Below are 21,186 nucleotides of genomic sequence, written 5' to 3'. Positions count from 1 at the left end.
TCTGTCTCCGATGATCCGTCCGTCATGAGGGAATCGGTATTCGCAAAGAGATGCCGCAATGCGTATTTTCCAGCAATTCAATCAGTATCCGCATGGAGAGACACAATGAAAAGTATTCGTCTGCTTTGCGTCCTTGTCATGATCGTGACTCTGCGGCAGCAGGTAGTGGCGCAATCTCTTCCGAAAATCGAGTTTGAAAAATACACCCTCGCCAATGGATTGCAGGTGATACTGTGTGTCAACCGCAGTATTCCCGCCGTCAATGTCAATCTCTGGTACCATGTCGGCTCCAAGAATGAAGAGCAGGGAAAAAGCGGATTCGCACATTTGTTCGAACATATGATGTTTCAGGGTTCGAAGCATGTGCAGGGAGAGTACCTTGCGCTTATTGAACGGGCAGGAGCGAATCTCCGCACCGGCGGCGTCAACGGTACCACCAACGAAGATCGTACCAATTATTTTCAGACCGTTCCGACAAGTTCGCTCGAATATGCGCTGTGGATGGAGTCCGATCGCATGGGCTTTCTTGACGATGTACTCACCCAGGAGTCCTTCGCCAATCAGCAGGATGTGGTGAAGAATGAAAAACGACAGGGTGATAACGCACCGTATTCCGCAGTACAATATCTGGTTGCCGAACATCTGTACCCGTTCGGTCATCCCTACGCGCATACCGTTATCGGCTCCATCACCGATCTCACCAATGCCACCCTGGACGATGTGCGGGAATTTTTCAACACGTGGTACGTACCGAACAACTGCTCGTTGACGTTATGCGGTGACTTTGATCCCGACGTGGCGAAGAGACTCATCCGGAAATATTTCGGTCCCATCCCGGCCGGGAAACCGCTGTCCCGCCCAGGCGTCAACATTCCGGTGCTTCCTTCTACCAAACGGGTACACGCCACCGACCGCGTGCCTGCCGCGAGAGTCGAGTTCGTCTATGCTGTCCCTCAGCAGTATTCTCCTGAGGAAGCGCCACTTGACGCGGCAGCGGAAATTCTTGGACAGGGGAAGAATTCCTTGCTGTTCCGGCGTCTGGTCAGCGAACTCAAGCTTGCCAACAACGTGCGTGTCCGGAATACGAGTCGCGAAATTGCCGGACAGTTCCACATTATCGTTACCGCAAGTGAGGGAGCGGACCTTGGGCGCATCACAACAGAGATCGACGAACAGATTCAGGCCTTCGCGAAGCAAGGATCCACATCGGAGGACCTGTTGCGCTTCAAGGCGGGCGCAGCGATGCAGTTCATCTCCGGACTCGAACGCATTGGCGGCTTCGGGGGTATAGCGGATCGTCTCAATGGATACAACACCTATCTCGGTACACCGGACTATTTCCAGCAGGACTACGACAGATATCAGCAGGTGAGCGCTGATGCGGTGAAACGTGATTTCCGTACATGGATCGCAGATGCCCATCGGCTCGAGGTGATCATAACGCCTGAGACCAGCAGTCGTCCCGATGCGGAAGAATTCGACAGGAGCATTCCGCCTTCCACGGAAGGCCCCGTCGTGTTCCAGTCACCGGTGGTGGAGCGCACGAGTCTTGATAATGGACTTGAAGTCGTTGTATCGCGCAGGGGACAGCTACCGCTGTTTTCGGCGCGCCTTCTGCTCAAAACCCAGGATCAACTCGAGACTGCTGACAAAGCGGGGTGCAGCGCTCTTACCGCTGATATGCTGGACGAGGGCACAGCCAAACGCAACGCCATTCGTATCAAGGAGGATCTCGATCGCATCGGTGCTTCGCTCAGCGTCAACGGCAGCAAAATGTCCGCTGCGGTTTCCCTCCGTACACTCGCCCAGTACCGCGATGAGGCCATGGAGATTTTTTCCGATGTCATTCTCAATCCGGCCTTTCCGGAACAGGAGTTCGATCGGGTGCGCAGACAGAGTATCGATGACGTGCGCAGGGGCAAAAACGATCCGTCCACTCTCGCTTCGCGACTGCTCGCGACCCTGCTTTTTGGCAAAGAGCACCCTCTGGGAATACCGGCCAACGGGAGCGAAACATCACTTTCCGCGTTGACCACCGATGACTTGCGGCGGACCTGGGGCACCTTCTGGCGGCCGAACAACGCGGTGCTTGTCTTTGTCGGTGATATCACGCTCGAGCAAGCCGTGAGTCTTGCGAAGAAATATCTGGGAGAGTGGAAAGCCGCGGATCTGCCGACGCAGACGCTCCCAACGCTCGTGGCTCCCCCTGCGCACACCATATATCTGTGCGATCGTCCTTCGGCCCCGCAATCAGAGATTCGCATCGGGAGTGTTGCTCCCGATCGCTTCAGTCCTGATTACCACCTTCTGCAACTGACGAACGCGCTGCTCGGGGGGGCGTTTTCCTCGCGTCTGAATCTGAATCTCCGCGAGGACAAGGGCTATACCTATGGAGCATTCAGTCGGGTCGGCGCCGGGAAGGGATATGGAAGCTGGCTGGCGACCGCGGGGGTTCAGTCGGCGTACACCAGGGAAGCGCTTTTTGAATTCAGAAAGGAGATCGAGGGCATGTCGGGCACGATTCCGGTGACGGAAGACGAGTTGCGCAATATGAAAAACAATCTTATGCGCGGATATACACAGAACTTCGAAAGCAACGAGATGGTCCTGGGGCAACTCGCGTCTCTGTTGAGCTTCGATCTGCCGTTGAGCGAACTTGATACGTATTTGTCCGAAACTTCTGCACAGACTGTACCGCGTGTAACGGAGGCGGCACAGCGTCACCTGCGTTTCAACCATGCCATCACTGTCGTGGTCGGCGATCTGGCTGTCACGGAAGCTGCGGTCAAGGAACTGGCCTGGGGCTCTGCGTATGTCGTAGATGACGAGGGGCGTGTGCTACGCCAGGTCCGTTGAAATGCCTGCCCCCGGAGTCGGAATCGCAGCTTGTCGGCGTGGATGGTAGCTCTTACGAACGGAACCTGAACAGGAGGGCCGGATGCCGTATCCTCAGATTATTGGTCACATCGATGCTCCGGAATTGGAGAAGCATCTCCATGTTGTGCGCCGCGAGCTGGGTCGTGCAGGCTTGTTCGACAAACCCATGCGCAATGCGGATGTCTCGCTGCTTCCTTTTGATCCGGATCATCCGTGGCGGTGCCGGACCGGAGACGGAAACATCACGATTCCCGAAGCCGCGATGTCTGTGCTGCGAGATCACTTTCAGCGGGACATACTCTCTTTGCGTCACGTGTTGCGTCACGCGTATGGGCATGTGTACGCGGAAACACATCGCGAAATCATCGGGACGGATGCGTTCGCGGCGGTATTCGGTGGACACTATTTCAACGGAGGTGCACAGCGATATGACAAGGAAATCCATGTCAGCAGTTTCGCCGCAGAAAGTCCTGCAGAAGACTTTGCGGAGATCTTCGCCGAATATTTGGATCGGGGAGGGAAGCTTCCGCGTTTTCTGGATTTCGAGATAATCCGGAGAAAATGGAACTACATCGGTGCGCTCTGTGAGTAGCGCTGGAGGCTTCTTCCATGGTACCGGATTTTTGACCTACGCCCGTACGCAACCAAACGGCACCCTCTTCGTATACTTCAGGGCATAACATCCTCCGATCAGCTCTCCAAGGCCAACTTCCACAACCTTTGAGAGCTGTCGGTTTTTTATGCCAGCCGCCGCTGGTACCGCCATACCGCGGTGCTGAATACGATGACACCGAACAGCATCATCGCCAGGGTTTCGGGGAGCAGGTACTCAATCGAACTGCCCTTCAGGTAGATTTCCCGCACCACCGTCAGGAAATAGCGCAGCGGATTGAGATAGGTCACCCATTGCAATACGTCGGGCATGTTGGCGATGGGTACGAAAAAACCTGAGAGCATGATGGCGAATATCATGAAAAACCACCCCACAAACAGCGCCTGCTGCTGCGTTTCCGATATCGTGGAGATGAGAATGCCCACCCCCAGCGTGGTGAGAATGAACAGTCCGGATTCGGCGAAGAGCAAGAGTACGCTGCCTTCCACGCCGATACCAAACAGCACATACACCAGCACCATGGCAATACTGATTTCTATCATGCCGAGAATGGAGAAGGGAATGATTTTTCCCAGTATAAGCTCCGAAGAACGCAGAGGCGTCACCATGAGCTGCTCCAGTGTGCCGATCTCCTTTTCGCGCACGATGCTCATGCTGGTGAGAAACACCGTGATGATGAGAAGCAACAGACCCACGATACCAGGTACAACGTAGACTTTGCTCTCCATTTCCGGATTAAACCAGAATCGCGTTTCGGCGGTAATGGAGCGGTTGTCGCGCAACATCGCTACCAGTGCCGGCTGATCAGAAACGAGACGTCCCTGATACTGCCCGGTGATCTGCGAAATGTATCTGAGCGCAACACCTGCCGTATTGCCGTCCAGTCCGTCGAGCAGCACCTGAACAGCCGGTCTGCGCGAGAGGACCACATCCCGTTGGAAGTGTTTCGGGATGATCAGCGCCGCCTTGGTGTGCCCTTCGTCCAGCGAACGCGTTAATTCGCTGTAATCCGTTTCGTTTCCCAGCACATCAAAATACACCATGTTCCCGAATGCCGCCGCCAGTCCGCGGCTCAACGGGGTGTTGTCCTGGTCACTGATGAGCAGGGGAATATGCTTCACCTCCGTCGTGATGGCGTTGCCGAGCAGCACCAACTGTATGAACGGTACGACAAAGAGAATTGCGATCATCGACTTGTCCCGGAAGACTTGCCGAAACTCTTTCTGTACCAGATAAAAAATGCGTTTAACCATTGACGATGTACGACTACGATTGACGGTTTTCAATTACGAATCACGAACGACGAATTAACGCTCTCTACCGTTGAGCCCGCGTTGCCATATGGGTACCCTCAAAAATTGTATCTGATGAATAACGCACGATTTTACAGTACTGTTTTGCACGAATTAATCGGAGATCGTTCCGCCTGAAGCAAATAAATCGTCAATCGTACATCGTACGTCGTCAATCATTAGTCCAATCTGACGCTGAAGCGCTTGGTGGCGACAGCGAGCAACACAAGGCCGAATACGGTGAGAACTGCGGCTTGCGTCGCGAGTTCACGCAACCCGATGCCTTTGAGCATGATGCCCCGGATAATGTCGAGGTAGTAAGTCGCGGGGATGATGCGCGATATCCAGCGCAGAACCTCAGGCATGCTGGCCACCGGAAAAATGAAACCGCTCAGCATCATGGTCGGAAGTATCGTGGCCATCAGAGTCATGAACATCGCCACCTGCTGTGTCCTGGCCACGGTGGAGAAGAGCAGTCCGAAACTGAGGGCCACAAACACATAGATCAACGAGAGGAATGCCAACAGCAGCAGATCTCCGCGTATCGGTACGTCGAACAGCAGCCTCGCACTGACAATGATCACCACAGCGTTCAGTAGTCCGAGCACAATATACGGCGCAACTTTGCCCACGATGATTTCCACCGGACGCACAGGCGATACCAGTATTTGTTCCATCGTACCGGTCTCTTTTTCGCGCGTGATGGCAATGGAAGTCAGTAACGCGGAAATGAGCATGAGGATGAGCGCCACCAAACCAGGGACGAAAAAATACGCGCTCTTCATATCGGGATTGTAGAAAATGCGCGGTGTTATGTCGAACAGCATACGCGGCTGTCCATTCAGACGCGAAGAGGCCAGTGTCAGCACCTGTTCCGCGTAGGCACTGATGAAGGTCCCTGCGTTGCTGTCTGTCGCATCGATAATGAGCTGAACGCGTGCGCGTCCGTCGCGAAGCAGGTCCGTTGAAAAATCTTGCGGAATGATGATGACGAGAGCGACCGTGCGATGCAGAAAGCTTCGCTCTATATCCCCATGCGTCAAGTCCCCAGGTGTCCGCACGAAAAATCCGTTTTCGCTGAACGCCCGAATGATCTCGCGGCTTTCCGGGCTGCGCGCCTCATCGATGACCGCGAAGCGAATATTGCGCATGTCCAGTGTGATCGCATAACCGTACAGGATGATCATCGCGAGCGGCATGAGAATGACGATCAGCAGCGAGCGCCAGTCGCGGACTATGTGAATGAACTCCTTACGGAGAATCGCGTACAGTCTGCGCCTCATGGCCTTCCTCCCCCCGAGCGTCGCGGCCGCGTACTATTGTTGCCGTCGATCAGGTGGACAAAGATCTCCTGCATGCTGCCCAGACCGTGCGTGCGTTTCAATGCGGAGGGGGTACCCATTGCGATAATGCGGCCCTGATGCATGATGGAAACTCGTCCGCAGTATTCCGCCTCGTCCATGTAATGCGTGGTAACGAACACCGTCGTACCCGCCGCGGCGATGTCGTAAATGATGCGCCAGAAATTCCTGCGGGAAATGGGATCCACACCGCCGGTCGGTTCATCGAGAAACAGGATGTCCGGATTGTGGAGGAGCGCGGCGCTGAGGGCCAGACGCTGTTTCCATCCGAGGGGAAGTGCCCGCGTCAGGGTATTGCGCTGACTGTGCATGTCCAATTCGTTGAGCAGGCGTTCGGTGGCGTCAAATATGTGCTTGCGAGACAGCCCGTACATACCGCCGTAGAATTCGATGTTCTGTGCGACGGTCAGGTCTTCGTACAGTGAGAACTTCTGACTCATGTAGCCGATGTTCTGTCGTATCTTCGCGGGCTGCGTCGCCACGTCGTAGCCGCCCACGCGCGCTTCGCCTCCGGTGGGAGCCAGCAGACCGCAGAACATGCGTATCGCAGTGGTCTTGCCCGCACCGTTGGCACCGAGAAAACCGAAGATCTCTCCTTTGTGGACATCCAGTGAAATCTCGTCCACCGCGGTGAATGTTCCGAAGCGCCGTGTCAGGGCGTGCGCGTGTACGGACACGTCATCCGGGATATTCGTACTCTTTATCGTGGAGACTCGGTGTTTATTCATGCTGCGGATTCCGGTACGCTTCAAGCGATGGCGTTCTGTTTTTCCAATACCAGGGAAATGAATACATCTTCGAGGGTTGGATCGATGCGATGCACGGGAATATCCTGGCCTGTCAATTCCGCCACACGACTTCGTAATACCGCCGAAGTCGTGTTGGGCGCCGCTGTTACATGCAATGTTTCTCCGAAGATCTGTACGGAAACGACGTCCGCCACGGTTTCGAGAGACGAGACCGTGATCCCGTGCCCGCCCACGGGAAGGGAGAAAACCGGAAAGGGGTGACGCGCAAGCAACTCTGCGGGAGCACCATCGCCCAGACGACAGCCGTTGTGCATGATTATCACATGATCACACAGCAAGGCCTCGTCCATGTACGGCGTGGATACGACGATGCTCACGCCTTGCGCACGCAATTCCTGGAGGATGTTCCAAAACTCCGTTCGCGACACGGGATCGACCCCGGTGGTGGGTTCGTCCAGTACGAGCAGCACCGGATCGTGAATGAGTGTGCAGGAAAGAGCCAGTTTCTGTTTCATGCCTCCGGACAGACGGCCCGCGAGACGGTTGGAAAATTCTTCGAGCCGGCTGAATTCGTACAAGCGGCGTTTTCGCGAGGCGATTTGTTCCTTCGGCACATTGAACAACTCCGCGAAGAAATGCAGATTCTGCTTCACCGACAGATCGGGATACAGCGAAAAACGCTGCGGCATGTAACCGACAAGTGCGCGAATCTGCCGCATGTGCTGCGAAACGTCGTAGCCGCGTACGGTCAGGTGACCGCCGTCCGGGCGAAGGAGTGTGACGATCATGCGGAGCAGGGTGGTCTTGCCCGCGCCGTCCGGCCCGATGATGCCGTAAATTTCACCCGCGGACACGGAAAAGCTTAACCTGTCCACAGCGCGGACGCTGCCGAAGGATTTCCGTACTTCGCTCGCTTCGATGATCGTTTCCATCAGTCCCTGCCGTGTACAACGACGGTGATAGGCATTCCGATTTTCAACGCTCCCCCGGGATTGGCGACGCTGATTTTCGCTGCGTACACGAGGGAGGCGCGTGTTTCTTCCGTCAGAATGGATTTGGGGGTAAACTCGGCTTTGTCCGCAATCCAACTCACGCGTCCGGTCAGAGCGGTGTCGCTACCATCCATGTATACCTGTACCTCCTGGCCGAGTCGTACCTGTGCAAGCTGTTTTGCGCTGAGATACACCCGTGTCCACATTGCGCCGAGGTCGGCGATTTCACAGACGGGGGAGCCCGGCCCCAGTACCTCACCTGCCTCGACATAGCGAACGAGCACTGTCCCGGAAAGGGGAGCGAGTATATGCGCATCACTGCGCTGTGTTTCGATCACGCCCTTCCCGGCAAGAATCTGCGCCCGTTTGCTCTCCATTGCGGCCAGTGAGCGGTCGGCGGAACGAAGCTCCGCATCAGTGGCATCGAGCTGCGCGGCGAGGTCGTCCACGCTTTGCTGTGTCACCGCGTGTTCGGCAAGAAGAGCGCGGAAACGTACAAGCTTCCGATGCAGATTTTCTCTTTGAATTGCCGCGGCAGCGCGTCGTTCCACCGCTGCTTTCCGTTGCAGTTCCAACTCGCTCAGCAGAGCGTCCTGCTGTGTCGCCTGATGATCGAGACGCTCGGTGTCGACGACGGCGATGGTGTCGCCTTTTGCTACAATCGCGCCCTCATCGGCATGTATGGCGAGCACACGACCGGCGTTTTCCGCACTGACACGAACGGTGTTTGCGTCCACGAGTCCGGTAAAGGTCATTTTCTGATCGTGGTCATCTCCGCAGGACGAAATGAAGAGAAGCGCTGTGAGAATGGTGGCTATGCGGATTCCTGACATCTCTGAAACTCCTTATTGTTCCCGCCCGATCGCGGCGGAAAGTTCATGCACTTTCACTGCGTATTGAATGACGGCCTTACTCCGCTCGAGCGAAGCGTTGGTCAGCGCCGTTTCTGCGTCCACCACATCCACCGCGTTCGCCATTCCTTCCCGGAGACGCGCGCCGGCCAGGCGGAATCGTTCCTCTTCTCGAACCATCTGCATTTCGAGCAGGGCGATGTTCGCGCGCAGCACATCCAGTTCGTTGCGCAAAAGGGTGATGCCGGCCTCCACTTCGGTACGCAGGCGACGTTCTGAGAGGTCCATACTGCGCGCATCGATTTCACGGGCTTCAATCGCGTGTTTATCGGCTCCCCATGACCAAAGATTCCATTGCAACGACAATCCGGCGGTGTAATAGCGCATCCATTCGTTGCGTATCTGATCAACACCTGGTTTACCGTAATGAAACGACGCCGCAGCGTTGACGCTGGGATACAGCGACGCGCGTTCGGCATCAGCGAGACTGCGCGCCGACGCGGACTGCGCTGCCAGTTGACGAATGTCCGGTCGCTGGTCCAGTGCTTCCCGCAACAGGGCGGCATGCCCTGCGTGGATGAACGCGTCATCCACGACGGTGTTTTCGTCAACCTCCAGGGACTCTGATGGTGAGACGAGCACTGCGAGCGTTAGGAGCGCGTTGCGGTGTTCATTCTCACTTGCCGTTCGGGCCACCTCGAGTGCCATGATGCGTGAGGATATCACCAGGGTATCGTAGGCCAGCGCCTGACCCTGCGCGAGAAGCGCCGCGAGCATGTGCTTTTGGGCGATCAATGCCTCGCGTTGTTGCTCATGAATCCGTACGGACATGCGCGCGAGTTGCGCCCTGCGGTATACGGACGCAACAGTACGGGCTACGTCGATGCGTCGTGCACGATGCAGCTCAGTCGCGGCAAGGACCTGCCCCTGCAAGGCATCCTGCTGCTTCGACAGACGAAACCCCGTAAACAGCGGAACGGCTGCGGTAATCCCCGCATCGTACACGTTTCCGTCACCAAAGCTGAGGCGACGGGAGAACAGACCTGGCACCTGCAGGTCAATTCCTGCCGTCTCGCTTATCCATGAATAGCTCGCGGAAAGGGACACAGACGGCAGGCGCTGCGCCTTGAGCCGATCCAGAGTATGCCCGGCCTGCTCAACGCGAAGTCTGGCAAGTTCGATTTCTTCTGCACGCGACAAGGCAAGGTCCACTGCCTGCCGCAGCGACAGGACCGTCTGTGCTTGGAGCGGCTCACCGACGAAAAGAAAGACCATCAGCAGAATGGCGGGTATTCCGGAATAACGATGTCTCATGCCGACATACCCTCCCGTGGAAGTAGCCCATTCATAATGATATCGTAGATGTGATCGGCACGTTCCTGCACGAGGCGCGGTCGCTCCTTATCCACTCCCGGCAGGAATGCGGAGAAAACCGGGAAGGCGGCGAAAAAGAAAATACAGGAGCCGAGGATGGTAAACAGCGTCTGCACGGGATCGAGCGGCCGCAGGACACCTTTTGCCACTGCTTCGTCCATCCTGGCAATGAAAAATGCGGGCGGGCTGTTGCTCCCCTCCGGGAACAGTGTCCGGAGTCTGTCTTGAAGCACCGCTGCACCTTCCCATAATTCGCGGAGCATGAATTTCGGAAGCCAGGGGGTGCGATCCAGCAACGAGATATACCGCTCAATCAGCATGCGAAGCATGGCTGGAAAATCAGGCGCCGACTCCAAATCATCGAACAGACCTTTGATGAAACGGCGAATAACAAAAGCAAAGACTTCTTCATACAACCGTTCCTTGCTGCGGAAGTAATAATGCACCAGGGCCTTGTTGTAGCCCGCCTGTGCCGCAATTTCCTGCATGCGGGCACCCTTTCGCCCATGCGTGGCGAATTCCACCAGAGCCGCGAGAAAGATTTTTTCTTCTGTCTCGCTGTATTCGGGTAGGCTCTGATTGTTAACCATAAGTATTAACCAAAAAATTAAATTCTCTGATTAACATACAGTATTCATGCTGCAATGTCAAGTGTCGCTATACCGATGCGAATATTTCCTTTCTGCCGCTGCATCCCCTTGATGCACTGGCGAGCATCAAGGGACGCTACATCGGCCGTCGCTTTCGGTGAAGCAGCAGTGTAGCATCGCCGACGCGGGGGCAAGCCTTTGCGTATATCGCGTGCGGAGGGAGTCCATCGATTTTTTTTGTTTGGGCGTGAAGTTTTCAATATTTTTGAAAAGTTGCAATAAAAATCGTGCCAAGTCATTTGCACATTGACCGAAAGATATTGACCACCCGTTTTGTCTGCGACCTGCATGCCTGCAAGGCCGCCTGTTGCACTTTTCCAGGAGGAAGCGGTCCGCCAGTGCTTGAGGCGGAAATGCCGATTCTGGAGGAGGCCTGGGCGCTTCTGCATTCGCGTGTTCCGCAGCCGCATAGACGACTGGTCGAGAGTGAGGGGCTTTTTGTCGAAGACGACGGGGAAATGACCATACGCTGCTACGATGAAAGGGCATGCGTTTTCGTCGTGTACGAGGACGGGATCGCCCGCTGCTCTATCCAGCGGGCCGCTGAAGCGGGGGAGATTTCCTGGCCAAAACCGATTTCCTGCCACCTGTTTCCCATACGTGTCCGAGGAAAACAGCGCGATCAGCTTCGGTATGAGCGTTTTACCGAATGCGATCCCGCCGTTGAATTGGGAGAGCATCTGGATATTCCTCTCGTGGATTTTCTGCGTGAGCCGCTCGTTCGCGCTTTCGGACAAAGTACCTTCGATGCGATCAAGGCACGCAGTGACGCGGTCAGGGGAGGTACCGACTGACCATGCTCAATCTCACGCAAAGGCAGACCCTTCAACAAAAACTTACGCCTGCACAGGTTCAATACCTTAAAATTCTTCAACTTCCCGTTCTTCAGCTCGAGCAAACCATCAAGGATGAGTTGGAACTCAACCCACTCCTCGAAGAGGGCATGGAGCAGGAAGAAGAAATGGATTTCGAGCTTGAAGCCGTCGTGGATCAGGAAAGCGGCGACAATGGCGAAGCAGATCTTTTGAACGCGGATGCCCTCACGGTGGATTCACCCCCGTCGCCGGAAGATGTCATCGAGCGCAGTATTCAGGAGAACAGGGACGAGGAATACTCCTGGGACGAATTTCTGGACGACAACGAAGGGGCCGCGACGGTAAACTACTACGACAGCGAAGACGATTACGAAATTCCGACTCCTGCCGTCGTATCCATGCGCGAGCGCCTTCTCGATCAGGTGCGTATGCTCGATCTGAGCGAAGATGAAGTGCTGCTCGTGGAAGCCATTATCTGGAACATCGACGATGACGGTTACCTGCGCCGTTCGCTCGGTGAAATCGTCGAGGAAACGAACGGTCAGCATGAGACCGAAATCTCGATGGAACATGCCGAGTCGGTTCTCAAACGCGTGCAACGGCTGGAACCGCCGGGCATCGCTTCCCGAAACCTGCGGGAATGCCTCTTGACCCAGCTCGAAATGCTCCCCAACACGAGCACCGCGCGCATCATCGCCATTCGCATCCTTCGCGAAGCCTTCGACCTGTTCAGTAAAAAGCACTTCGACCGCATCATGCATCAGTTGCACATCAGCGAAGATATGCTCCGCAGGGCTTTCGATATCATTCGCGGCTTGAATCCGAAGCCGGGCGAAGGCGATGCCGTGGATAATATCAATTACATCATTCCGGACTTCTTCGTGACGCGCGAAGACGGGGAATTCGTCGTGCAGCTCAACGATCGTGGGGTGCCTCCGCTGCGCATCAGCCGGGCATACCGCCAGCTCATGACACATGGCAGGAAAAACCTTTCCTCGGAAGCGCGAACATTTCTGCGCCAGAAAATGGACGCCGCCAAATGGTTCATCCAGTCCATCCACCAGCGTCGGCAAACGATGTATCTGGTCATGTGGAGCATCATCGAGCATCAGAAGGAATGGTTCGAGCAGGGAAAGGGCTTTCTGCGGCCTCTCGTGTACAAGGATATCGCAGACGATATCGGCATGGATATCTCCACCATTTCGCGCGTCGTCAACGGAAAGTACGCGCAAACCGAATGGGGGGTCTTTGAATTGCGCCATTTCTTCAGCGAAGGCATTGTCACCGAAAGCGGTGAGGAAATAGCCAACAAGGAAATCATGGCCATGATACGTGAAATGATTGACAACGAACACCCCCGCAAACCTCTCAGCGATCAGGCAATAACCGACGTATTACAGGAACGGGGATATGTCATCGCCCGCCGTACGGTTGCCAAGTATCGCGAAGCCATGGATATTCCCGTATCACGACTCAGAAAAGGACTCAACTGAAATGGCAATGAACGATTCTGCACCCGCTCCACGCCTCATTCGGTCCACGACGGTACTCGGTGTCGTCCGGGGCGGCTCGGCGGTGCTCGGCGCGGATGGACAGGTGACGGTGGGACAAACGGTCATGAAACATCATTCGCGGAAAATCCGCTCGATGTATAACGGAACGGTCCTCGCCGGTTTTGCCGGCAGCGCGGCGGATGCATTTACCCTTTCGGAAAAATTCGAAGCCAAGCTTCAGGAATATCGCGGCAATCTCGAGCGCGCCGCGGTGGAACTCGCGCGCGAGTGGCGCACGGACAAATATCTGCGTCAGCTCGAGGCCATGCTCGCCGTGCTCAACCGTGACAAGGCGCTCATCGTGTCCGGTACCGGCGATGTGATCGAGCCCGACGACGGCATCGTCGCGATTGGATCGGGAGGGAGCTTCGCTCTCGCCGCCGCACGCGCCCTCGCCCGAAGCACCGAACTACAGGCGCGTGACATAGTGGAAAAATCTCTACACATCGCAGCCGAAATCTGCGTGTATACCAACGACAACATCATTATCGAGGAACTCTCCTGATCATGGAAGACTCGTTTCTTTCTCTCCAGGACTCGCTGACGCCCAGGCGTATCGTCGAGGAACTGGACAAATACATCATCGGGCAAAATAACGCCAAGCGTTCCGTGGCCATCGCGCTGCGCAATCGCTGGCGGCGTCAGCAAGTACAGCCGCCGCTGCGCGATGAAATCATGCCAAACAATATCATCCTCATCGGTCCCACCGGTGTTGGAAAAACCGAAATCGCGCGCCGCCTTTCACGACTCGCGGGCGCACCCTTCCTGAAAATCGAGGCGTCGAAATTCACCGAAGTCGGCTACGTCGGCCGCGACGTGGAATCCATGGTCCGCGACCTCGTCGAAATCGCGATCAATCAGGTTCGCGAAGAGAAAGCGGCCGAAGTCCGTGAGCGTGCCGCCCAGTTGGCGGAAGACCGTATCATGGAGATTATTTTTCCGCGCTCGCCCGGTCAGGAAGAGGATATGCAGACCGAAACGCGGGAACGCCTCCGCGGCCAACTGCGCGCCGGAAAATTTGACGAGCGGGAAATTGAAGTAGAAATCACCGCGACGGGTTCGAGCATGCAGGTTTTCGGTCCCATGGGCCTTGAAGACATGGGTGTGGATTTGCAGAACCTCGTCAACTCCATGATGCCCAAGCGGAAGAAAACCCGCAAAGTGAAAATCGCGGAAGCGCGCCCGCTGCTCGAGCAGGAAGAAGCCCAAAAACTTATCGACAACGACGCGGTGTCGAAAATTGCTCTGCAACGCGTGCAGAATGCCGGCATCATTTTTCTTGATGAAATTGATAAAATCGCCGGACCGAAAAGCAGCGGTTCCGGACCGGATGTGTCCCGAGAGGGCGTGCAGCGCGATCTGCTGCCCATCGTGGAAGGCAGTGCCGTGAATACCAAGTACGGTGTGGTCCGCACGGATCACATCCTCTTCATTGCATCCGGTGCTTTCCATGTCTCCAAACCCAGCGACCTCATACCGGAATTGCAGGGACGTTTCCCGATTCGCGTGGAACTCGACAGTCTGACAGAGGAGGATTTTGTCCTCATCCTCACCCGTCCGCGCAACGCGCTCCTCAAGCAGTATACCGCATTGCTGGAAACCGAGGGGCTCGGCATGGATTTTACCGACGATGCCATTCGCGAGATAGCGCGTATCGCCGCGGAAGTGAACCGCAATGTCGAAAACATCGGCGCACGCCGCCTGCACACCATACTGACCACGCTGCTCGAGGGCATTCTCTTCGATGTACCCGAAGGCATGACCGAACCGCATCTGACCGTCGACGGAGCCATGGTCCACGAGAAACTCTCGGGTATAGCGACGGACCGCGATCTCAGCCAGTTCATTCTCTGAGTCACACTACCTATGCAATCAACCGCTAAAACCACTGACGGCGTGACGCGCTTTTTCCTTTTTCTTCTCGCGCTCGGAACAATTCTCTGGCTTGGAGGAACGGTGTACCGCGCGATCATCGCCAATGAATTTTTTCTTCCAACCACGCTGGTCTTCGATCCCGGGATTAACGTGCATCAGGAACGGATGCTTTTCCAGCTTGTCGCAGCGTCCACGACCATTATTGTCTGCGCCTATCTGACCGTGCTTGTCAGCGCCATCGTTTTGCTGAAGCGTACGACACTGACATTCAAGGATAATGGCTGGCTGCTGATGGCGTCCATTCTGTTTTTCATGTTCGTGCCCGCCGAAATCTTCACCGCCTGGTTGGATCTGCATTTCATTTTCGACTGGCTCGAGGCCCGGTCTGCCTACCTCAGCAGCGGCAGTGCCGCCTACGAGGTGTTTCGCACCGAACTGCGGAAAACGCTCTCGCATCGCATCGGTGCGCTCCACGGTTTGCCCGTGATGGCGGTGCTCAGTTATTTCACCGCGCTCGCGGTGCTGTTCATTCAGCCCATGCGACGCGACACATCCACACGTGAGGAGAAGCAGTAAGCCATGGCCGGGATGGAACGAGAAATGCTGCTCGAAGAATTGCGCGAAACGGTCGAGCAACTTGGCTATAAAATCCGCTATGAACGCGGAGATTTCAACGGCGGCGCCTGTATACTTCGCGAGGAACGCCTCCTCGTCGTGAACAAGCGCTTTCAGCTTGAGAGAAAAATCTCCGTCATCGCGCGCGCACTGGGCGATCTCGGTGTGGATGCGATTTTTGTCAAACCCGCCGTACGGGAAGTTATCGACATCGAAAAGGGGAAACTCGAAAACGCATGAGCGTGTCTCTGAGAATGCTCGGAACGGGAACCTCGCAGGGCGTACCGGCAATCGGCTGCGACTGTGAAACCTGTACATCCGCCGACGATCGCGACAGGCGCCTGCGTCCGTCTGTGTTGTTCAGCGTGGACGGAATAAACCTTCTCGTCGATACGTCCTCGGATTTTCGTCAGCAGATGCTGCGGCATCGTGTTCCCGCAATTCACGCCGTGCTCTACACGCACCACCATTTCGATCATATCGGCGGCTTCGACGACCTTCGGCAATACAACTTCATCCAATCCATGCCCATGCCTCTGTATGGTATGCAGGAGACGCTGGATGAACTTTCCGTCACCTTTCGCTATGCCTTCGGACACGCGAAGCAGGTGGGCGGGGGACTTCCGGTGGTGGAAAAACATACGGTGGATGGTGCGCAGGATTTTTTCATCGCCGGTGTTCGCGTCGTCCCGTTGCCTGCGCTGCACGGACGCATGTCGGTGTTGGGCTATCGCATCGGCCGGGTGGCCTACCTCACCGATGTGAGCGAAATACCCGCCTCCACGCTTGAGCGACTCAGCGGCCTCGATGTTCTGGTGCTCGATGCGCTGCGCCATCGCGCGCACCCGACCCATCTTTCGCTGCAACAGGCCATAGGCATCGCGGAAAACATCGCCGCTTCCCGCACCTACTTCACGCATATCGCGCACAATATTAAACACGAGCGCGACAGTGTGCTGCTTCCGGAAACCATGGAATTTTCGTATGATGGTCTTCTGATCACGAGTGATGAGAGCTCCCCATGATACACGCCGTCGTTTTCGATCTTGACAACACGCTGGTCGACTTCATGCTCATGAAGCGCAACGCCGTACAGGCGGGCATTCGCGCGATGATCGATGCCGGGCTGCAGCGCTCCTTCGAAGACATCGATTCCCTCATCGCGCAGGTGTACAAGGAACAGGGCATCGAATATCAGCGCGTGTTCAACCAGGTGCTTGAAGAGCTGACAGGCGAGGTGGATTATAAAATCCTCGCCGCCGGCATCGTCGGCTACCGCAAAGCGCGTGAAGCGAATCTCGTTCCCTACGCCCATGTGCACATGACGTTGTTTACGCTCGCGCGCATGGGATTGCGACTCGGCGTGGTTTCCGATGCGCCCAAGCTCGAGGCCTGGTTGCGGCTGTGCTCACTCAACCTCCATCATATCTTCGATGCCGTTGTCACTTTTGAGGATACCGGTGTCCGGAAACCGGATCCGGGTCCGTTCCGCCGCGTGCTGTCTCTCATGAATATCGCTCCGGAGCGCGCCATTATGGTCGGCGATTGGGAGGAGCGCGACATACTGGGCGCACGCAATATCGGGATGCGCACCGCCTTCGCGCGCTATGGCGACACGTTCAACACCGGCGTCACATCGGCGGATTACGATCTCGCCGACATCAGCGCGCTGATCGGGATCGTGCGCGATATCAACGGAGATCCGGCGTGAGCGACATTCTCGGCATCGGTGTGGATATCGAAGAAATCGTCCGCTTCGAAGGACTCCTCGGCGATTGGGGGGGACGCTTCGAGAAGAAAGTGTTCACCGAAGACGAAATCGCCTACTGCCGGGGGAAACTTATCCCCGCGCAGCACTTCGCCGCGCGTTTCGCCGCGAAGGAAGCGTTTTCCAAAGCCATAGGCACCGGCTGGCGCGGGCAGTTTTCGTGGAAGGATGTAGAGGTGTGTAACGACGACAATGGCAAACCATCCTTCCGTCTGCATAATTCGCTAGCGGATCAATTCGGACAGTTCAACATTCATCTTTCACTTTCGCACAGCACAGCGTACGTTACCGCCATGGTGGTGGTGGAGCGCGGTTGAGCGGTTAGACAGGAGGCCCCATGGAGCGTATGTACACCAGACTTCTGCGCCTCGGCGTAATGGCGCTGTTCTTCGGAGCAGTCGTCTTCGTCGGATGCTCGGACGACGAACCGACGAAACCCGATCCCGATCCAGTGGATCCCGGCGACACCACAACGATCGACGCCCGCAAGCGGCCCGTCGTGTTCGTGCATGGCGCGATGGAAGCCGCCGACATGTTCACACAGCTCACGCAGTTGATGCTGCGCAACGGCTACACCGAAGCACAGATCAATGCGGAAGACTTCGAACTGTTCATGAACGAATCCGGGGAAGCTGATGTGGACAAAATGGCGACAGCCGTCAAATCCCGCGTGGATGCGCTGACCGCGTCGAGCGGGGAAGCCCGCGTGGACATCGTGGCACACGGTGCCGGCGCGAAAGCGGTACAGAAATATCTCGCCACGCTGGGAGGCACGGCAAAAGTCGCCCGTGTCGCGTACGCGGGACCCGCGTTCGACCTGAGCATCACCGTCAATGGCGATCCCACTCCGCCCCCGTGCAAATATCTGACGCTGCGCAGCAACGGCAAGGACGCGCTGCAGCTTGGCGATGCCAATTACGGCTCGCTCACCGGCGCGCAGAACGAACAGCTCGCGGACCATGACAACAGACAACTCGCGAGTTCCGCGGAGGCGTTCGGAAAAATATTCGCCTTCTTTACCGGGGCCGCACCTGTCGTCACCAAACTCCCCGCCACGAAACCGGGACAACCATACGTTCTGCGCGGCCGTGTTATCGACTTCATCGACAATACCGGCATCGCGGGCGCAACGGTTGTGTCCATCAAAATCCGCAAGAATACGGACGGAACCTATCAGCGCATCACCGGAGGCCCCAGCGCAACGAGTGATGCCAACGGTTATTTCGAGTTGACGGACAACGTTTCGCCGGACAGCCACATCGAACTTCTTGTTCGCACGGCATCCCCGTCGCACTACGACATGCATATCTACCGCCAACCCTGGCGGGACAATTCTCTGACGGAGCGTCTGCGTCTGGTTCCGCGCACGGGCGGCTCGACCATGCTGACCGCCTTCAGCGCGGCGCTGCGCACGGGCACGCATGCCAATGCCATTGTCTACTCGCAGAATCACGTGTTGCACCACGGACGCGACAATCTGCTGGCCAAACGCTTCAACCCCGCCGGAGAATCCATCGGCGACGTCCAGTTGCTTACCGTAGCGAATGCCCCTGCAGCTGGAGGAGCGGGTACCGGCATGAATACGTTTTTCCTGTGCCTGCTGGATTATGATATGAACAGGCAGGATGGAAGCGGTCCGGTAGCCTCTCCGGCGCTGAACATGTTCGGCATCAATTCCTTCGACGTTCTCCTGGACGCGACGGCAACGAATTTTCAGACCACTTACGTGTTGAATAATCTCGAACTGGCGACGTTCAATTACCGCTCCAATGGCGGATTCGGCAGCAACAACGCCGGCTTCAATCTGATTCAATACGAGTATGTGCCCTGACGCATGAAGGCGACGCGCGTCACAGATCTATTCGGTATACGGTATCCGGTGATCCAGGCCGGCATGGTCTGGGTCTCCGGCTACCGTCTCGCCGCCGCCGTGTCCGAAGCCGGCGGCCTGGGCCTCATCGGAGCCGGCTCGATGAAACCGGACCTGCTGCGCGAACATATACGCAAAGGATTCGCCGCAACGAAAGCGCCTCTCGGAGTGAACATTCCCTTGCTTCGCGGCGATGCGGAAGATCTCGTCCGCGCAGCCATAGAAGAGGGCATTCGCATTGTCTTTACCTCCGCCGGCCACCCCGGGAAGTACCTGCCGCTTCTGAAGCAGGCGGGCTGTGTGGTCGCGCATGTCGTACCCTCCGTCAAACACGCGAAAAAAGTGCAGGATGTCGGGTGTGATGCCGTCGTTGCCGAGGGCTTCGAAGCGGGCGGACACAATGGCTATGAGGAAACCACCACGTTCTGCCTCATCCCGCAGGTGCGGGCGGCCGTGGACATTCCCGTGATCGCCGCCGGAGGCATCGCCACAGGTGCGCAGATGTGCGCTGCCATGGCGCTCGGTGCCGACGGCGTGCAAATCGGTACGCTGTTCGCCGCGACAGAGGAATCCTCCGCGCATGACACGTTCAAGCAGCTCATCGTCGACACGGGTGATGGCGGTACAGTGCTCACGTTGAAAAAGGCGGCACCCGTGCGGCTTATCCGTACACCCTTCGCGCTGCGCGCGCTGGAGGCGGAAGCCGGGGGTGCCGATCGCGAGGCACAGCTTGCATTGCTAGGACGCAAACGCGAAATGATGGGTATGTTCGAGGGCAATCTCGAGGAAGGGGAGTTCGAGGCGGGGCAGAGCAGCGCATTGGTGCATGCCGTGCGTCCCGCTGCCGAAGTGCTTCGCCGATTGCTCGACGAATACGAATACACAAGAGAGGCGCTCTGCGGCGGCTGATTTTTCCCCTTGCCGCATGCCTCCGGAAAAATGTAGATTGAAGTTTGATCCACAATCACCGTATACCTATGAAGCGTTTCCTCTGTACACTCGCCGCAATTGCGACTCTCACCGTTTCTCTGCCGGTGGCTCTCAGCGCCGGAGGTAATCCGGTGTATGACTTCCTGCGTGTGACCATGAACGCCCGCGCCGCTGCGCTCGGAAACACCTTCCTCACCATGCGCAACGATCCAACCCTGCTGTTCGCGAATCCCGGCGCTCTCAGCACCCTCGAGGCGCCGTCGGCCTCCGTCGGCTTCGTCAAACATTTGCTCGACGTCAACGCCGGCTATGCGGTGTATGGTCAGGAAATGCCCGACATCGGTTGGCTCAGCGCCGGCGTCGTCTATCTGAATTACGGCTCGATGGAGCGTACCGACAAATTCGGCAATCTGCTGGGCGGTACCTTCGGTGCTTCGGATCTCGCGTTCAGCGTCGGCTACGGTAATAGGGCAGGCGATCTTTCCTATGGCGCCGCGCTGAAGCTCATCTACTCCTATATCGACGATTACAGCTCCGCCGGTATTGCGCTGGACGCGGGAGTGTCTTATCTCATTCCCGACGAACAAATCGTACTGGCCGCCGGGATACTGCACGCCGGTACGCAAATCAGCGCCTTCAATACCGTCAAGGAGGATTTACCTCTGGACGTGCGCATCGGTGTCGGGAAAAAACTCGAACACCTGCCGCTGACGGTCATGCTCAATTTTCACAAGCTGAACGAGGACAGCGACGGCTTTTTCGACCGTTTCGCAAATTACTCTCTGGGCGGGGAGTTCGATCTGAGCGAGTCCCTGCGCGCCCGGGTCGGGTACTACAATGAAGGCCGCCGCGAATGGAAAATCGGCAACAGCGCCAAACTCGCCGGTTTTTCCGCGGGCTTCGGACTGACGGTCGCCAACTTTGTCGTTGACTACGCATGGAACTCGATGGGAGAAATAGGAGCCATGCATCGTTTTTCATTGGGTACCACGTTCTGATAC

22 protein-coding genes are annotated in these 21,186 nt (G+C 56.6%); 14 read left to right on the top strand and 8 right to left on the bottom strand.

From position 1 onward, the window contains the following. Positions 1–105: 105 nt before the first annotated feature. Positions 106–2,856 (top strand): insulinase family protein, encoded by a 2,751-nt coding sequence (locus M5R41_04135; GenBank protein MCZ7555576.1) that lies wholly within the window; start codon positions 106–108, stop codon positions 2,854–2,856. 82 nt (positions 2,857–2,938) lie between these two features. After that, positions 2,939–3,469, top strand: coding sequence for a hypothetical protein (locus M5R41_04130; protein MCZ7555575.1), 531 nt, complete (start codon positions 2,939–2,941; stop codon positions 3,467–3,469). Positions 3,470–3,615: 146 nt separating this feature from the next. Here the strand turns inward: M5R41_04130 and M5R41_04125 are convergent, their stop codons facing one another. From M5R41_04125 to M5R41_04090, 8 genes are all read right to left on the bottom strand, one after another. Then, on the bottom strand, positions 3,616–4,743 hold the full coding sequence (locus M5R41_04125; protein ID MCZ7555574.1) for an ABC transporter permease: 1,128 nt from the start codon (positions 4,741–4,743) through the stop codon (positions 3,616–3,618). A gap of 218 nt (positions 4,744–4,961) precedes the next feature. After that, positions 4,962–6,065 (bottom strand): ABC transporter permease, encoded by a 1,104-nt coding sequence (locus tag M5R41_04120; protein MCZ7555573.1) that lies wholly within the window; start codon positions 6,063–6,065, stop codon positions 4,962–4,964. Next, positions 6,062–6,871: an ABC transporter ATP-binding protein gene (locus M5R41_04115; protein MCZ7555572.1), complete on the bottom strand. Its 810-nt coding sequence runs from the start codon at positions 6,869–6,871 to the stop codon at positions 6,062–6,064. The genes M5R41_04120 and M5R41_04115 overlap by 4 nt, the downstream gene beginning before the upstream one ends. A gap of 20 nt (positions 6,872–6,891) precedes the next feature. Continuing rightward, the gene (locus M5R41_04110; protein MCZ7555571.1) at positions 6,892–7,824 is read right to left on the bottom strand and encodes an ABC transporter ATP-binding protein; all 933 of its coding nucleotides are present in this window, start codon (positions 7,822–7,824) and stop codon (positions 6,892–6,894) included. Continuing rightward, the gene (locus tag M5R41_04105; protein ID MCZ7555570.1) at positions 7,824–8,717 is read right to left on the bottom strand and encodes an efflux RND transporter periplasmic adaptor subunit; all 894 of its coding nucleotides are present in this window, start codon (positions 8,715–8,717) and stop codon (positions 7,824–7,826) included. The genes M5R41_04110 and M5R41_04105 overlap by 1 nt, the downstream gene beginning before the upstream one ends. Before the next feature lie 12 nt (positions 8,718–8,729). Continuing rightward, complete coding sequence (locus M5R41_04100; GenBank protein MCZ7555569.1) at positions 8,730–10,049, bottom strand: TolC family protein; 1,320 nt, start codon at positions 10,047–10,049, stop codon at positions 8,730–8,732. After that, entirely contained in the window at positions 10,046–10,699 is a 654-nt protein-coding gene (locus M5R41_04095) for a TetR/AcrR family transcriptional regulator (GenBank protein ID MCZ7555568.1), read from the bottom strand. Before M5R41_04095 ends, M5R41_04100 begins: the two co-directional genes overlap by 4 nt. Before the next feature lie 44 nt (positions 10,700–10,743). Continuing rightward, positions 10,744–11,049: a hypothetical protein gene (locus M5R41_04090; protein MCZ7555567.1), complete on the bottom strand. Its 306-nt coding sequence runs from the start codon at positions 11,047–11,049 to the stop codon at positions 10,744–10,746. Between M5R41_04090 and M5R41_04085 the strand changes: the two genes are divergently transcribed. The 12 genes from M5R41_04085 (at position 10,987) to porQ (ending at position 21,183) form a co-directional block, all read left to right on the top strand. Next, on the top strand, positions 10,987–11,553 hold the full coding sequence (locus tag M5R41_04085; protein ID MCZ7555566.1) for a DUF3109 family protein: 567 nt from the start codon (positions 10,987–10,989) through the stop codon (positions 11,551–11,553). The two genes, M5R41_04090 and M5R41_04085, sit on opposite strands and share 63 nt — an antisense overlap. A gap of 2 nt (positions 11,554–11,555) precedes the next feature. Beyond that, positions 11,556–13,067, top strand: a complete 1,512-nt coding sequence (gene rpoN, locus M5R41_04080) for an RNA polymerase factor sigma-54 (GenBank protein MCZ7555565.1) — start codon at positions 11,556–11,558, stop codon at positions 13,065–13,067. 7 nt (positions 13,068–13,074) lie between these two features. Continuing rightward, complete coding sequence (hslV, locus tag M5R41_04075; GenBank protein ID MCZ7555564.1) at positions 13,075–13,632, top strand: ATP-dependent protease subunit HslV; 558 nt, start codon at positions 13,075–13,077, stop codon at positions 13,630–13,632. A 2-nt stretch (positions 13,633–13,634) separates the two neighbouring features. Continuing rightward, the gene (gene hslU, locus M5R41_04070) at positions 13,635–14,981 is read left to right on the top strand and encodes an ATP-dependent protease ATPase subunit HslU (protein MCZ7555563.1); all 1,347 of its coding nucleotides are present in this window, start codon (positions 13,635–13,637) and stop codon (positions 14,979–14,981) included. Positions 14,982–14,993: 12 nt separating this feature from the next. Then, entirely contained in the window at positions 14,994–15,578 is a 585-nt protein-coding gene (locus M5R41_04065) for a hypothetical protein (protein ID MCZ7555562.1), read from the top strand. A gap of 3 nt (positions 15,579–15,581) precedes the next feature. Beyond that, a complete protein-coding gene (locus tag M5R41_04060) occupies positions 15,582–15,857 on the top strand; it encodes a hypothetical protein (protein MCZ7555561.1) in 276 nt (91 codons plus the stop codon). Further along, positions 15,854–16,642: an MBL fold metallo-hydrolase gene (locus M5R41_04055; GenBank protein MCZ7555560.1), complete on the top strand. Its 789-nt coding sequence runs from the start codon at positions 15,854–15,856 to the stop codon at positions 16,640–16,642. Before M5R41_04060 ends, M5R41_04055 begins: the two co-directional genes overlap by 4 nt. Next, on the top strand, positions 16,639–17,328 hold the full coding sequence (locus tag M5R41_04050; GenBank protein MCZ7555559.1) for an HAD-IA family hydrolase: 690 nt from the start codon (positions 16,639–16,641) through the stop codon (positions 17,326–17,328). The genes M5R41_04055 and M5R41_04050 overlap by 4 nt, the downstream gene beginning before the upstream one ends. Next, complete coding sequence (gene acpS, locus M5R41_04045; GenBank protein ID MCZ7555558.1) at positions 17,325–17,702, top strand: holo-ACP synthase; 378 nt, start codon at positions 17,325–17,327, stop codon at positions 17,700–17,702. The genes M5R41_04050 and acpS overlap by 4 nt, the downstream gene beginning before the upstream one ends. A 20-nt stretch (positions 17,703–17,722) precedes the next feature. After that, positions 17,723–19,216, top strand: coding sequence for a hypothetical protein (locus M5R41_04040; protein ID MCZ7555557.1), 1,494 nt, complete (start codon positions 17,723–17,725; stop codon positions 19,214–19,216). A gap of 3 nt (positions 19,217–19,219) precedes the next feature. After that, positions 19,220–20,164, top strand: coding sequence for a nitronate monooxygenase (locus M5R41_04035; protein ID MCZ7555556.1), 945 nt, complete (start codon positions 19,220–19,222; stop codon positions 20,162–20,164). A gap of 68 nt (positions 20,165–20,232) precedes the next feature. Continuing rightward, positions 20,233–21,183 carry a type IX secretion system protein PorQ gene (gene porQ, locus M5R41_04030; protein ID MCZ7555555.1) on the top strand — a complete coding sequence of 317 codons (951 nt, stop codon included), beginning with the start codon at positions 20,233–20,235 and terminating at the stop codon, positions 21,181–21,183. Positions 21,184–21,186 lie beyond the last annotated feature (3 nt).

The organism is Bacteroidia bacterium (assembly GCA_027493955.1).
GTDB lineage: Bacteria > Bacteroidota > Ignavibacteria > SZUA-365 > SZUA-365 > JAOSJT01.
The sequence above is the reverse complement of the archived record's forward strand: the minus strand, read 5'-3'. Positions and strand labels throughout refer to the sequence as shown.

Coding starts and splice junctions, on each gene's coding strand:
- M5R41_04095 (MCZ7555568.1), bottom strand. CDS start 10,699: ATGGTTAACAATCAGAGCCTACCCGAATACAGCGAGACAGAAGAAAAA.
- M5R41_04060 (MCZ7555561.1), top strand. CDS start 15,582: ATGGCCGGGATGGAACGAGAAATGCTGCTCGAAGAATTGCGCGAAACG.
- hslV (MCZ7555564.1), top strand. CDS start 13,075: ATGAACGATTCTGCACCCGCTCCACGCCTCATTCGGTCCACGACGGTA.
- M5R41_04040 (MCZ7555557.1), top strand. CDS start 17,723: ATGGAGCGTATGTACACCAGACTTCTGCGCCTCGGCGTAATGGCGCTG.
- M5R41_04035 (MCZ7555556.1), top strand. CDS start 19,220: ATGAAGGCGACGCGCGTCACAGATCTATTCGGTATACGGTATCCGGTG.
- M5R41_04110 (MCZ7555571.1), bottom strand. CDS start 7,824: ATGGAAACGATCATCGAAGCGAGCGAAGTACGGAAATCCTTCGGCAGC.
- porQ (MCZ7555555.1), top strand. CDS start 20,233: ATGAAGCGTTTCCTCTGTACACTCGCCGCAATTGCGACTCTCACCGTT.
- hslU (MCZ7555563.1), top strand. CDS start 13,635: ATGGAAGACTCGTTTCTTTCTCTCCAGGACTCGCTGACGCCCAGGCGT.
- M5R41_04105 (MCZ7555570.1), bottom strand. CDS start 8,717: ATGTCAGGAATCCGCATAGCCACCATTCTCACAGCGCTTCTCTTCATT.
- rpoN (MCZ7555565.1), top strand. CDS start 11,556: ATGCTCAATCTCACGCAAAGGCAGACCCTTCAACAAAAACTTACGCCT.
- M5R41_04065 (MCZ7555562.1), top strand. CDS start 14,994: ATGCAATCAACCGCTAAAACCACTGACGGCGTGACGCGCTTTTTCCTT.
- M5R41_04120 (MCZ7555573.1), bottom strand. CDS start 6,065: ATGAGGCGCAGACTGTACGCGATTCTCCGTAAGGAGTTCATTCACATA.
- M5R41_04135 (MCZ7555576.1), top strand. CDS start 106: ATGAAAAGTATTCGTCTGCTTTGCGTCCTTGTCATGATCGTGACTCTG.
- M5R41_04090 (MCZ7555567.1), bottom strand. CDS start 11,049: ATGCAGGTCGCAGACAAAACGGGTGGTCAATATCTTTCGGTCAATGTG.
- M5R41_04050 (MCZ7555559.1), top strand. CDS start 16,639: ATGATACACGCCGTCGTTTTCGATCTTGACAACACGCTGGTCGACTTC.
- M5R41_04055 (MCZ7555560.1), top strand. CDS start 15,854: ATGAGCGTGTCTCTGAGAATGCTCGGAACGGGAACCTCGCAGGGCGTA.
- M5R41_04125 (MCZ7555574.1), bottom strand. CDS start 4,743: ATGGTTAAACGCATTTTTTATCTGGTACAGAAAGAGTTTCGGCAAGTC.
- M5R41_04100 (MCZ7555569.1), bottom strand. CDS start 10,049: ATGAGACATCGTTATTCCGGAATACCCGCCATTCTGCTGATGGTCTTT.
- M5R41_04115 (MCZ7555572.1), bottom strand. CDS start 6,871: ATGAATAAACACCGAGTCTCCACGATAAAGAGTACGAATATCCCGGAT.
- M5R41_04130 (MCZ7555575.1), top strand. CDS start 2,939: ATGCCGTATCCTCAGATTATTGGTCACATCGATGCTCCGGAATTGGAG.